We start from the raw sequence: 12,272 nt of genomic DNA, 5'->3' as shown, positions 1-12,272 counted from the left end.
ATGATGTCAGCGGCACTCCTCATGGCCGATTGGGGCAGCCCCCGATACCTGGGCGGCCAGGATCTGCCCGGCCAGGGCCAGGTCTTCGGGATGGGTAATCTTGAGATTGTCGCGACGCCCGGTGACCAGCCGTGGTGACAGCCCCAGGGCCTCCACCGCCGAGGCCTCGTCGGTCACGGTCACGCCGTCGGCATGCGCTCGTGCCAGGGCACGGCGCAGTACGCCCAGGCGAAATCCCTGGGGCGTCAGGGCATGCCACATGCCCGCGCGCTTCTCGGTGCGCGCCACCCGGCCGGTGCCATCGTCACGCTTCATGGTATCGGCCACCGGCGCGGCCAGCAGGCCGCCGACGGGGTCGTCGTTCACCACGGCGAACAGGCGTGCCAGGTCACCGACATCCACGCAAGGGCGCGCCACGTCATGCACCAGGACGAGTGCCTGCTCGTCGGCGCCCTCGGCCACGATGGCTTTCAGGGCGTTGATCACCGAATCGACACGCTCCACGCCGCCGGTAACCCGGCGCCAATCGCTGAACGGCACCCAGGCGGGATCGAAGTGGCTGTCCTCGGCATCCAGGCAGAGACACAGGCGCGCCTCGGGAAAGGCGGCATGGAGGCGCGACAACGTATGCGCGAGGACGGTTCGTCCTCCCAGCGTCAGATACTGCTTGGGTCGATCGGCGCCCATGCGGCGACCGCATCCCGCGGCGGGCACTATCAACCAGGGAGTCGGCGTCACTGAGCCGCCTCCCCATCTCCCGCATCGGGCACCCAGAAGAACTGCTCGTCGCTGCGCACCATGCCCACTTCGCTGCGCGCTCGCTCCTCGATGGCGTCCAGGCCCGTCTTGAGGTCCACCACTTCGGCGGCCAGGCGCTCGTTACGCGCCCGCAAGGGGGTATTTTCAGCCTCCAGGCGCTCCACGCGCTGCCCCACCTCGGCGAGCTCGTGCACACTGCCCTCGCCCAGCCACAGGCGATACTGCAACAGCACCAGCAGAGCCACGAGCACGACGGCCAACCACTTGAGCATGCGAGAATTCCGTCACCAGATTGCGATGGCGGCATTATGCCATCTTCCCCCGCCGGCCTCACCCACGAAGCGCCCCCGGGCCCGGTATGCCCGAAACAGGAACGGCGACCGGGACAAGGCCCGGTCGCCGTACTGGTATCGCTCCTCGACCCCTCGGGTCTCGGCCATCACCTCCTGCCCCTCAGAGCTGGATAGGCATGCGGAAGGTCAGGCTGATGTCGGATGCATCATCGGTCAGACCGATGCCCAGGTTGGTCACGATGGACGTTGAATCATTCAAGGCATAGGTGCCACCGATATTGAAGACGCCGACATTGGCGTCGCTGTCGATGACCTGGCGGGTACTGCCGTTGGACGTGATTTCTGACTTGCGGATATGTTCGTGGGAGTAGGAAAGCGCCAGGCTGAGCCTCTCGTTGAGAGCGAAGGCCGTCCCGAAACCGGCCTGGATACTGTCGCCCAGGTCGACATCACCGGGCTGATCACCCGAAGAGGCCGAAATGTCGTCGAAAGATTCTTCAAAGTTGTAGGTGTATCCCAGGCTGCCGAAGATGATGGCCGGGTCCAGCGTCTTGAGCAGCGATATGCTGGTCGTCGCGGCCCAGACGCCATTACCGGTAGGCAGCTCCGTCGGTACCATCAAGTTCGTATTATCATCCTCACGAAGGCCGATACCATAGGGATCCTTGCCGGTCGGTGCGCGAACCCCCGCACTGATCACGACATCGGGGCGTGTCTGGGTTTCCGGGAACAACCGATAGGACAAGGTTGCCGAAACGTCGCCCAGCGCCGCTTCATCGACATTCACTTCGCTTTCCCGCTCCGTGGAAAGGTCATCGCCAATGGACTGATAGGTCGTGCTTCGGTACACGAAAGGTACCGTCACCCCGAACTCCAGACGATCGGAAAAGCCGTACCGCATATTGAGGTCCAGGGTGGTGATGTGCGTTTCCACCCCGTCCAGGTTCAACTCCCCCAGGAAGATCGCATCCAGGGCGAGAAACCCCCTGAGGGCCAGCTTGGAACGATCGGAATAGGAATAATTGATGCTCGGCTCGATGGAGAGTCGATTGTCGAACAGGGTATGCTCCTCGCGCAGCACATTTTCGACGCTCTGGCTCGGCCTTGCCTCACGTACAATCTCTCCGTCACTCTGTTGCGCCACGGCCGGAGTGGCCGAGATTCCTGCCATGCCGATGGCGACAAGACTCCACCTCACCCCTGCACCCTTGGCTGACATGTTGTTTTCCACAATCATTCTCCTTCCCCCTCGGTATATGACCGCAGGCGTACTGACCAGGCGCCACATACAGGATGTCGGGAGTACGCCTTCCTGAATCAGCCTAGTAGTCCCTGGAAAACTGTCTCGTCCACCTCTTGTACGGTGTCTTCAACGACGCAGCTGTGACGCCATACGCATGGCACTTCTGACGCCCATCGACGATTCCATCGTCGGCCGGTTGTTCATGTAGAGCTGGAGCCGTGTCAGGTTATGCACTCGCTGCAGGTTGCTGGACAGCTGGATGCGTTGATGCAGCCCCTGTCCCGGCAGAATGGCCTGCGATACATGGCCGACGCCGGGTACCTTCATGTCAACACTGAAGTCGTTGCCTGACGAGCTGACCGAGACGCGAGTCCCCGATGTCAGGTGCCGCTCGACCCGAGACGAACTCGTCGAGGCTGTCGGCACGGAGGTGCCAGTGGCATCCAGGATATCGATCTGTAACTCGTTGGCTGCCGTGTTGAAATCGCCCCCGGCCTGGATCGATTGCACGACGCCTCTGGCATTGGGCGTTCCGCCATCGACCACGACGGCACCATTGCCCATCGCGGCTGCCAGACCCGCCCCGTCGACCACCGAAATGACGGGCTCGAACGACACCCGAGGCGTACTGCCGCTGAGATCACCCATGACGCCCGCCTTGGCCCGGATATGCTCACCCGCCGCCGTTCGCCATTCACTCGACATCTGTACCCCGAAATACATGAGTCGCCCCCGATCCACGAAACGCCCCCGCATGGTGCCCAGCTCCTGGTCACTAAGCTGTCGCCCCTCGGAGAACGACTCGAAGCTCGAGGTCGCTGCCAGCGCCGATGGAATCCCCCCCTGCCACATGGCCACCAGCAGTGGCGTAGCCAGAGCGACAGCACGCCAGGTACTTGCGACCCCGTGATTTTTTTCGATCATGAGCGTATCCCCTTGAGTGGTACACCAGGCCGACGAACCCGAGGTTCAGAAAAGCTCGGCGTGCCGAAAACCGAAATCGATCAACTGGTCTCGCGGTGCCGGAGAGAAGACGTCCTGCAGACGATGCGCCGTCAATGGCTGACGCGGATCGAGCAGAACCGTATAACGGTCATAACCTTCTCCTACCACAGCGAAGATGATGTTGTTCCATGCCGCCATGAAGTCATCGCGCGACATCACGCGGTTGCCGAGCGCCGGATCCCCGACATAAATACGATCCCCCCTGGCCTTCTTCATCACCACGAAATGCTTGTAGCCTTCCAGATCGAGCAGCACGATCACCGGTATCGATATCTCATCCAATGTCGCGGGATCGACTTCATAGCCACGCCCCCGGTAACCGCTCGTTTCCACATAGCGCTTCAGGTCAAGCAAGGAAAAGCCGCGCTGACGCACGACTTCGGGATCGGCTACCTCGAGCATGCCCGCCAGGACATCGTTCTCGGTGATTTCCGTGTGCCCATAGGCATACTTGAGCACCGTGGCCAAGGCGGCGGCGCCACAGGAAAAATCGGTATGCTGTTCGACCAGATCCTCGTAGCGTCGCTCGCGGATGGACTGCACGTCCTTGCGCACCATGGTGTCGGACAGCACATTGCCCAGACTCATGCTGGCCCCCAGTGCCATCTCGACAGAGGCCACGCTGAGACAGATCCCCGTCACCATTGCCTTGACTCGCTGCACACGCTTGGAGTTCATGGTGCGCTCCTGGTCCCGCATCGTCGGAGGCCGAGATCGGCCCCCGACAAGGAAAGAATCTCCCGACCCGCGAAGCGGGCCGGGAGTGTTGAGCCTTGTCCTGACACCCATGTGGGATGCCAAGCAACGCTAAGAGTTACTCGGTACCACCGCCACCGCCTGTGCCGCCAGCAGCGGACGACGCGATGGACAGGGAGTTGCGTTGCAGGTTGTTGGTACCGGCGGCAACGTTGACGCCGATGTTGCCGACCGCACCGCGCAGGGCATTGCCGCCCAGTTCAGCATTGTTCTCGTTGGCCACATACACGGTATTGGTCGACGTGACACTGCCGGAGAGCGTACCGCCCATGGCCATCAAGCCGGCTTCGCGGAAGCCAAGACGGCCACTATATTCCCCTTCCTGACTACCCCCTTCGTTGAAGGCCAGGGCGCCGCCATCCTCGTTGAGGTCCTGAGCACCCTGAGCATCGCGATCGAGGTCGATGTGCCCGGTGGCATTGCCCGATGTATGCACCCCGCCGTCACCGTTGTCGGTGCCATTCCAGGTATCGGGGTACAGGTCGCCGATCTGGTCGGACTGGCCAGTATAGGTGCCATCGTAGGTACCGGATTCGCTACCACGGCCGACACCGGCATAGCCGCCCACCATCACGCCGGATACTTCGACGTCCGTGGTGTTGGTGAAGGTCTCTTTATGGCCCTTGTTGGTGGTGTGGTTGCCATAGGTGGACTGTACCCCACCGGTGGTGGCATCGGCCGACCCGCTGGAGGTGTTGACCGCCGCCGCCAGGCTGTTCTGCTGGCCATTGCCGACACCGGCGGCCACGTTCACCCCGATGTTGCCGCTGGCACCGCGCAGAGCATTGCCACCCATGCTGGCGTTGTTCGGGCTGCCACTGTTCTTGGTCCAGTTGCCTGAGCTGGACTGGGCGGAGAAGGACGCAGCCTGACCGAACACGCGAGCCGCATCGGAGGCGGCGAGTGCCGCGTCATTGGCCTGCTGGTTGTTGTCGCCCGCCGCCACGTTGACGCCGATATTGCCGGCGGCATTGCGCAGGGCATTGCCATCGAGATCGGCATCGTTGGTCGAGGCGGTGTTACGCACACCATTGCCATTGATCAACTGCTTGCTGTCCACCGTGGCGCCGGCATAGTTGGGATCGCGGGCCCTTACCCGGACATCGACCTTGAGATCCTTGTAGGTATCGCTGTCGTGATTGAGCTCGACGTCGATGCTGTTATCGAACTCGGAGTCGATGCGGCTGTCGGTGTCGAAATCATTGCCACCGTTCCTGTCGGCGAAAGCCACAGGGGCGGCCATCAGAGCGGCGACAGCCAGAGCGATCGGAGCTTTTTGGAATGTTTTCATGGTCTTTCTCCTGAATGAGCCATTGGTAATGCGTCATTACTGCCTGATTGACGCTACTGCCCCAGCGCCATGTTCATGCGGAAGCTGTTGCGCGTAGCGTTCCCCGTACCGGCTGACTGGTTGACCTGAATCACCCCCCGGGCACCGCTGAAGGTCGTACTGTCGATCTCGACCTTGCGACGAGTGTCCCCGGAGGCATCATCCCCGCCACCGTTCAGCCCCTGCTGACTCGCCAGCACCTGTTGCAGGTTCCTGTCATCCAGGGTGCTGACGTCGATGCCCAGAGCCATACCGAATGCATTGCTCTGCACATTGCCCTGGCCTGCCGCCTGATTGACCGACATCCAGCCGCTCGCCTGACGGAAGGCCTTGTCCTGTATCTGCACGTCGTTCTGCAGGCTGATCAGGCTCTCGTCGATACGCGCCTGCTGCACCAGTTGATTGGACGTGCCGGACGCTCTACCGATGGACAGAGCACCGCTGTTGGCTTGCCGGTTTCCCTCTCCGGCGGCCATGTTGGTGTTTGCCACGCCGCTGACGTGGCTCAGGGCACTGCCTTGTAGAACCGTGCTGTTGCGTAACCCGATATCCTGGGCATTGGCCGTGTCGAAACTGGCCATCATCATCCCCAGGCAAGTCGCGAATATCGTGTCCCTGACGAGGTTTCGAACCTCGGGACGCGCTGCGACCGAATGGCGTATCGCGATGGATTGCCGCATGATCAGCGCTCCCCTGTGAGCGGCGACAAGGCGCCTTTTATGGTGCCGGCGAGCCCCGATGTGACACCGACCACCCCGCCGCCGGCCGAACCGCCGCCGAGGCTGCCTGCCGCCTGCCCGGAACGGGCCGAAACGGAACCCGAGCGCCCCGATACGTCGGTACCCAGCGTCCGATGCAGTTGCGGCATGCCGAGGCTCGCGCCGCTGCTGATGCCCGCCGCTCGGTCGTCGGTCAAGACCACCGCTCTGACGCCCGAAAGCTGGCGGTGCGTCTCGCGGGTCACCGCCTCATTGAGTTCGGTATTGCGACGCAGATCCGCCCGTGCCCTGATCGGCCCACCGACACGGTCCGATTGACCGAAGGCCGCCGGTTCCACCTCGCGCAGGATGATCACTTCACCGGGCCGAACCCCGGGCCGCAGATTCTGTTCTCCCCGGGCTTCCTCGACCCCCGCTCCCAGCAGCATCGCCGCCGCCATGCCGACTGCTCCCAGCAGCATGATTCGCCCCCTCACGACACCGACGTTGCGGCTTGTTGTCCCCTGCGTTGTCATGTCGCTCACCTGTTGTCTCGTTGACTGATGGTGTGGTTACGCTGCAGGTTGCCGGCCCCGTCCATCAGTCGCGCTTGCCCGCTGCGTTCAATATCCCCCGCATCGTGTCCGGGGCGTTCGTCCCAGAGGATCACCTGCCCCACTCGCGGCACCTGCCATTCCGGCGTATAGCGCCCCTGGATCCCATCGAGTGCTTCGTCCGTCAGCACCACGTGTTGGCGCGCAAATGCTGGGCTCTCGAATACTTCGGGTCCGCCGAATACTTCGGGTCCGCGCTGTTCGGCCGCGGCGCTCGACGCCATGCCCAGTCCCGCGAGGAAGACAACCCGCCACAGCCGGCTCGTCTTGCGAATTCGGTGAGTCATGGTGGTGTCCTCGCTTTTGCCAGGGCCGCTTTGTATCCCTTTGTATAAGCAAGGCGCGTGCCAACTATGTTTTTCTTTTGTTTACAATTACTTGAGAAATACAGGACACGCGAAAGTGTTAACTTTATGAAACATTTCAGGATCAGGAGCTCGTCCCGAACCCGGAAACCCTTATCAATACTTTGTTGAATCAAGGCATTACGATAAGTGTTAGGCAGATGAAACAGCGGCAGGAACGAACAGGAGGGCAAGACACACAACGCACAATGCCCGCCGAAGGGAGTCGGCAGGCATCGAAAACAGTGTCAAATACGGTGGGAAATCTACAGCTGAGCCGGGTCGTCCGCCGCCGCCCCACCCGGGGTGCGCGGAATGCCGTGCTTGTTGAGCAGGCGGTACATGGTGACGCGCGATACGCCGAGCTCATCGGCGGCAGGATGAATCCGATACTTGTTGCGGGCCAGGGCCGCCAGCAGAGAGTCGCGCTCGGCGCGTTCCCGCGCTTGATCCAGCGTCAGCACATGGCGATGAATGCGACGCCGTTCGATACCCAGATCGTCGGGCTGAATCAGCCGCCCCTCGCACATCACCATGGCGCGCCGAACGCGGTTGATCAGCTCACGGACATTGCCCGGCCAGGGATACTGCCGCATCAACGCCAGCGACTCGCGGGAAAAGCCCTTCAGATAGGCCGGCTTGTCGCTGGCGAATCGCTTGAAGAAGAAGCGCGCCAGGATCTCGATATCCTCGGGATGTTCGCGCAGGGCCGGCACCGTGATCTGCAGGACATTGAGCCGGTGATAGAGATCCTCACGGAAGCGTCCGTCGTCGACGGCCTTGGCGAGATCGACATGGGTGGCCGCCAGGATCCGCACGTCCACGCTGATCTCGCTCAACCCTCCGATGCGCTGAATGCGCCGTGTCTCGAGAAAACGCAGCAGGTTGACCTGCAACTCCAGCGGCAGGTCCCCGATCTCATCGAGGAAAAGCGTACCACCATCGGCGGCTTCGATACGCCCGATCTTGCGCTGACCGGCTCCCGTGAAGGCCCCCTTCTCGTGACCGAACAACTCGGATTGAATCAGGTTCTCGGGCAAGGCGCCGCAGTTGATCGCGTGAAAAGGCCCGGCTGCCCGCGGAGAACGTTCGTGAAGGGCCTGGGCGGTCAACTCCTTGCCGGTGCCCGATTCGCCATGAATGCAAACCGACGCATCGACCGCTGCAATCTTGCGTATCGTCTTGAACAATTGCCACATGGCCGGCGTGGTGCCGACCATTTCATACTCGCCCGAATCCACGAACGCCTCGGCCGCCGCCTGCTGCTGGGACTCGCTCTCCCAGCGCTGCAGACGCACCTGATCGGTCGCACTCCACAGGAGTCCATCGAGCCGGTCGGCATCCACGGGATACGTCACGTAGCCCAGGCACAGGCTGATGATCAGTCGACGCTTATCGCCATCGGCCAATCCTTCCTCGTCCACCAACCCGATCCATGGGCAACGACTCTTGATCATCGACGCCTCGAGTCGTCGCAGCTCATCGGACGACAGGGTATCGAGCACGACGAGACCAACCTCGTTCTCCGCGACATGTTCATGACAGCAACAGGCACCCGAGGACTCGAAAAGATGATCGCTGTGCACCTGCCACCCACGTTGCCGCAATGTATCGCCAAGCGATGCATCTCGGTCACTGCCCCTGCCAAGCAGTCTCACGCCTACCGGAGACTCCATCGAACACCCCTCCCCGCGAGTCGGGCGAACCTTCAGGTATCCCCGCTCGCTGTCGGGTATACCCTGTTCGAGCTTTATAAGAACTTTGTTGTTACGGGCGTTGTCGTTACGAGCCTTGTAACTACGAGCTCTGTCATCGTGGCTTGTCACCCGATTTCTAGCTCAGCTGGCACGCGCTCGCCACCGTAGTGTAGCGGGCTCTACTCTTATAGCAGTTACACTTGTTTAAAATTTAAACGGCAGGGCACGACCGGCTGCCTCATGGTAGGCCGCCACATGAGCGCTTTCCTCGTCACAGAAGCGCGCCACGCCATCACGCAGACGAGGATCCGCAATGTGGTGCAACGACGTCAGGCGTTGCGGCGCGAATCCTCTTGCCAGCTTGTGCTCACCCTGAGTACCGGGATCGAACAGGGTCAGGCCCCTTGCCAGGCAATGTTCGAGTCCCTGGTAGTAGCACGCCTCGAAGTGCAGGCCGTCGGCCAGTACCTCGCTGCCCCAGTAGCGCCCATATAGCGTGCGACTCCCCTGCAGGCACAACGCCGCGGCCACCGGGCGCCCCTCCAGGCGGGCCTGCACCAGCAGCAATGATCCGGGCAAGTCACGGCGCAACCGCTCGAAGAAGGCTTCATCGAGATAGCCACGCTGGCCACGTTCCAGGTAGGTGATCTGATAGCAGTGGAAAAAGTGCGCGAGATCCGCATCACCGATCTCGTGGCCCTCCAGGCGATGCAGGGTCAGCCCCTGTTCGACGACCCGACGGCGTTCACGGCGAATGGCCTTGCGGCGCTTGGAGGTCAGCGTCGCCAGGAAGCCCTCGAAATCACCGAATCCACGATCCCGCCACTGGAACTGCACGCCCTGACGAGGGATCAATTCGGGACACGCCTGTCGCCACACATCGACCTCGGCCTGCTCGGCGAACAGCAAGTGCCAACTCGAGATATCGCTCGCCTCCCACGCCTCGGCCAATCGGCACCGTGCCTGCAAAGGATCGATATCCGCCGCCAGCAACAGGCGCGGCCCCGGTACCGGCGTGAAGGGAATCGCACTGAGCGCCTTGGGATAGTAACGCCCTCCGGCTCGCTCCCAGGCCTCGGCCCAGGCCCAGTCGAAGACATACTCGCCGAAGGAATGATACTTGAGATAATGCGGCAGGGCGCCGACCAGTTCGTCCCCGCGCCACAAGGTCAGGTGACGAGGGACCCAGCCGGTCTCGGGCGTCACGGCCCCGGTGTCTTCGAGGGCAGACAGGAATTCATGGCGCAGGAAGGGATCATCATCGCCGACCAGGGCATTCCAGGACGCCGCCGGTATCGCCTCGATGGGCGATGGCTCTCCAAGGCGTAATCGCGTCATGACATCTCCATACCGAAGGCGAGCCGGCTGACAAGCGACCGGCGCAACGCCTACATTGTGCGTAGCCCCGCCGTCTCTCGCCACCCTGCCGGCCTCGCGAACAACGCAACGACATGGCGAACCTCAAGGGCCGCCATCCACGGGCCATCGGGAAGAAGGGCATCAAACGCCTCATTTTTTTGGGTAAAATAATTACAAAAATGGCCAAAAAGGCCCTATCATGGCCGAGTGACTCGCGATATTTTTGTTAAATTTACCAAAATTTCTTTATAACGCTGCCGAGGTGCCCCATGGCCAAAGCCCCCACGCCCCTCAACGCCACCGTCCAGCAGGTCACCGAGCGTATCCGTGAACGCTCGCGTGAACGCCGCGCCCTTTACGAGCAGCGCATGGACGACCAGCATCGCCGCGGCGTGCACCGTGCCGAGCTCTCCTGCGGCAACCTGGCCCATGGCTTCGCTGCCTGCGGTACCGAGGACAAGAATGCGCTGAAAATGCTGAACAGCGCCAACCTGGGCATCATTTCCGCCTACAACGACATGCTCTCCGCCCACCAGCCGCTGGAGACCTTCCCGGAGACCATCAAGGCCGCCGCCCGCGCCATGGGGTCCACCGCCCAGTTCGCCGGTGGTGTCCCCGCCATGTGCGACGGCGTCACCCAGGGTCAGCCGGGCATGGAACTGTCGCTGTTTTCTCGCGACGTCATCGCCATGGCCTCCGCCGTGGGGCTTTCCCACAACATGTTCGATGCCGCCCTGTATCTCGGCGTGTGCGACAAGATCGTTCCGGGGCTGTTCATCGCCGCGGCACGCTTCGGCCACCTGCCGGCGATGTTCGTGCCCGCCGGCCCCATGCCCAGCGGCCTGCCCAACAAGGAAAAGGCCCGCATCCGCCAGCTGTTCGCCGAAGGCAAGGCGAGCCGCGAGGACCTGCTGGAGGCGGAATCCGAGTCCTATCACAGCCCCGGCACCTGTACCTTCTATGGCACCGCCAACTCCAATCAGCTGATGATGGAGATGATGGGCCTGCACCTGCCGGGCACGTCCTTCGTCAACCCGGGCACCGAAATGCGCGAGGCGCTGACCCGCTTCGCCACCGAGCAGGCGATCCGCAACACCGAGCCCGGCGGCGACTATCGCCCCTTCTACAAGCAGATCGACGAGCGAGCCATCGTCAATGCCGTGGTCGGCCTGCTGGCCTCCGGCGGCTCCACCAACCATACGATGCACCTGGTCGCCATGGCGGCCGCAGCCGGCATCACCCTGACTTGGGAAGACTTCACCGACCTGTCCGCAGTGACGCCCAGCCTGATGAAGGTCTATCCCAACGGCCAGGCCGACATCAATCACTTCCAGGCCGCCGGCGGCATGAGCTACCTGTTCCGCGAGCTGATCGGCGCCGGCCTGATTCACAGCGACATTCCCACGGTGTTCGGCACCGACATGACCGCCTATACCCGGGAACCCTTCCTGGAAGACGGCAAGCTGATCTGGCGCGAGGGGCCGGAACACAGTCTGGATGAAGACGTCCTGCGTCCGGTGGCCAACCCCTTCACGCCCACCGGCGGTCTCACCGTCCTCGACGGCAACCTGGGGCGCGGCGTGATCAAGGTCTCGGCGGTGACCGAGGAACATCGCGTGGTCGAGGCACCGGTCAGGATCTTCGAGGACCAGAACGAGATGAAGGCGGCCTTCGAGGCCGGCGATCTGGATCGCGACGTCATCACCGTGGTGCGCTTCCAGGGACCCAAGGCCAACGGCATGCCCGAGCTGCACAAGTTGACGCCCTACCTAGGCGTGCTGCAGGACCGCGGCTACAAAGTGGCACTCGTCACCGATGGCCGCATGTCGGGCGCCTCCGGCAAGGTGCCGGCCGCCATCCACATGAGCCCCGAGGCGCTGGACGGCGGCCCGCTGGCCAAGCTGCGCGACGGCGACATCGTGCGCCTGGACGCCAACGCCGGCACCCTCGAGGCCAAGGTGGATGCCCATGTCTGGGCCGATCGCGAGAAACATGTCGCCGAGCTGGACCACTACCATGTGGGCCTCGGTCGTGAACTCTTCGCTGGTTTCCGCCACCTGGCCATGCGTGGTGAAGAAGGTGCCGGCGTCTTCGGTGGCTTCGAAGCCGACGACCTCGCCCGCCAGCAGGGCCAGATCCACGACGAAGACGCCTGAGCCACTACCAGAACAGCG

Annotated in this window: 12 protein-coding genes; 1 reads left to right on the top strand and 11 read right to left on the bottom strand. The window is 62.6% G+C overall.

Annotated features, from left to right (window positions below; translation table 11 throughout):
- Nucleotides 1-6 precede the first annotated feature (6 nt).
- From ispD to LU493_RS03380, 11 genes are all read right to left on the bottom strand, one after another.
- The gene (gene ispD / locus LU493_RS03430) at nucleotides 7-738 is read right to left on the bottom strand and encodes a 2-C-methyl-D-erythritol 4-phosphate cytidylyltransferase (protein WP_275286388.1); all 732 of its coding nucleotides are present in this window, start codon (nucleotides 736-738) and stop codon (nucleotides 7-9) included.
- Nucleotides 735-1,031 carry a cell division protein FtsB gene (gene ftsB, locus LU493_RS03425; RefSeq protein ID WP_275286387.1) on the bottom strand — a complete coding sequence of 99 codons (297 nt, stop codon included), beginning with the start codon at nucleotides 1,029-1,031 and terminating at the stop codon, nucleotides 735-737. Before ftsB ends, ispD begins: the two co-directional genes overlap by 4 nt.
- A gap of 181 nt (nucleotides 1,032-1,212) precedes the next feature.
- Nucleotides 1,213-2,271, bottom strand: a complete 1,059-nt coding sequence (locus LU493_RS03420; RefSeq protein ID WP_275286386.1) for a transporter — start codon at nucleotides 2,269-2,271, stop codon at nucleotides 1,213-1,215.
- A gap of 150 nt (nucleotides 2,272-2,421) precedes the next feature.
- A complete protein-coding gene (locus tag LU493_RS03415; protein ID WP_275286385.1) occupies nucleotides 2,422-3,219 on the bottom strand; it encodes a hypothetical protein in 798 nt (265 codons plus the stop codon).
- A 45-nt stretch (nucleotides 3,220-3,264) separates the two neighbouring features.
- The gene (locus LU493_RS03410) at nucleotides 3,265-3,978 is read right to left on the bottom strand and encodes a C39 family peptidase (protein ID WP_275286384.1); all 714 of its coding nucleotides are present in this window, start codon (nucleotides 3,976-3,978) and stop codon (nucleotides 3,265-3,267) included.
- 136 nt (nucleotides 3,979-4,114) lie between these two features.
- Nucleotides 4,115-5,347 (bottom strand): hypothetical protein, encoded by a 1,233-nt coding sequence (locus LU493_RS03405; RefSeq protein ID WP_275286383.1) that lies wholly within the window; start codon nucleotides 5,345-5,347, stop codon nucleotides 4,115-4,117.
- A 53-nt stretch (nucleotides 5,348-5,400) separates the two neighbouring features.
- On the bottom strand, nucleotides 5,401-6,066 hold the full coding sequence (locus LU493_RS03400) for a hypothetical protein (protein WP_275286382.1): 666 nt from the start codon (nucleotides 6,064-6,066) through the stop codon (nucleotides 5,401-5,403).
- Between the two features lie 2 nt (nucleotides 6,067-6,068).
- Nucleotides 6,069-6,620, bottom strand: a complete 552-nt coding sequence (locus LU493_RS03395; protein WP_275286381.1) for a hypothetical protein — start codon at nucleotides 6,618-6,620, stop codon at nucleotides 6,069-6,071.
- Between the two features lie 5 nt (nucleotides 6,621-6,625).
- On the bottom strand, nucleotides 6,626-6,985 hold the full coding sequence (locus LU493_RS03390) for a hypothetical protein (RefSeq protein ID WP_275286380.1): 360 nt from the start codon (nucleotides 6,983-6,985) through the stop codon (nucleotides 6,626-6,628).
- A 323-nt stretch (nucleotides 6,986-7,308) separates the two neighbouring features.
- The gene (locus tag LU493_RS03385; protein ID WP_275286379.1) at nucleotides 7,309-8,718 is read right to left on the bottom strand and encodes a sigma-54 dependent transcriptional regulator; all 1,410 of its coding nucleotides are present in this window, start codon (nucleotides 8,716-8,718) and stop codon (nucleotides 7,309-7,311) included.
- Nucleotides 8,719-8,943: 225 nt separating this feature from the next.
- Nucleotides 8,944-10,077 (bottom strand): GNAT family N-acetyltransferase, encoded by a 1,134-nt coding sequence (locus LU493_RS03380; protein WP_275286378.1) that lies wholly within the window; start codon nucleotides 10,075-10,077, stop codon nucleotides 8,944-8,946.
- A 290-nt stretch (nucleotides 10,078-10,367) separates the two neighbouring features.
- Here LU493_RS03380 and edd point away from each other — a divergent pair, with 290 nt between their 5' ends.
- Entirely contained in the window at nucleotides 10,368-12,254 is a 1,887-nt protein-coding gene (gene edd, locus LU493_RS03375) for a phosphogluconate dehydratase (RefSeq protein ID WP_275286377.1), read from the top strand.
- Nucleotides 12,255-12,272 lie beyond the last annotated feature (18 nt).

It is taken from the genome of Halomonas elongata, assembly GCF_029081005.1.
Classification (GTDB): domain Bacteria; phylum Pseudomonadota; class Gammaproteobacteria; order Pseudomonadales; family Halomonadaceae; genus Halomonas; species Halomonas elongata_B.
Note: the sequence above shows the minus strand (reverse complement) of the source record. Positions and strands in the feature narration are given on the sequence as shown.

Bases quoted from the DNA above. Each gene is read 5' to 3' on its own strand.
- LU493_RS03420 (WP_275286386.1), bottom strand. From the start codon at position 2,271: ATGTCAGCCAAGGGTGCAGGGGTGAGGTGGAGTCTTGTCGCCATCGGC.
- edd (WP_275286377.1), top strand. From the start codon at position 10,368: ATGGCCAAAGCCCCCACGCCCCTCAACGCCACCGTCCAGCAGGTCACC.
- LU493_RS03395 (WP_275286381.1), bottom strand. From the start codon at position 6,620: ATGACAACGCAGGGGACAACAAGCCGCAACGTCGGTGTCGTGAGGGGG.
- LU493_RS03380 (WP_275286378.1), bottom strand. From the start codon at position 10,077: ATGACGCGATTACGCCTTGGAGAGCCATCGCCCATCGAGGCGATACCG.
- LU493_RS03410 (WP_275286384.1), bottom strand. From the start codon at position 3,978: ATGAACTCCAAGCGTGTGCAGCGAGTCAAGGCAATGGTGACGGGGATC.
- LU493_RS03390 (WP_275286380.1), bottom strand. From the start codon at position 6,985: ATGACTCACCGAATTCGCAAGACGAGCCGGCTGTGGCGGGTTGTCTTC.
- LU493_RS03400 (WP_275286382.1), bottom strand. From the start codon at position 6,066: ATGCGGCAATCCATCGCGATACGCCATTCGGTCGCAGCGCGTCCCGAG.
- LU493_RS03405 (WP_275286383.1), bottom strand. From the start codon at position 5,347: ATGAAAACATTCCAAAAAGCTCCGATCGCTCTGGCTGTCGCCGCTCTG.
- ftsB (WP_275286387.1), bottom strand. From the start codon at position 1,031: ATGCTCAAGTGGTTGGCCGTCGTGCTCGTGGCTCTGCTGGTGCTGTTG.
- LU493_RS03415 (WP_275286385.1), bottom strand. From the start codon at position 3,219: ATGATCGAAAAAAATCACGGGGTCGCAAGTACCTGGCGTGCTGTCGCT.
- LU493_RS03385 (WP_275286379.1), bottom strand. From the start codon at position 8,718: ATGGAGTCTCCGGTAGGCGTGAGACTGCTTGGCAGGGGCAGTGACCGA.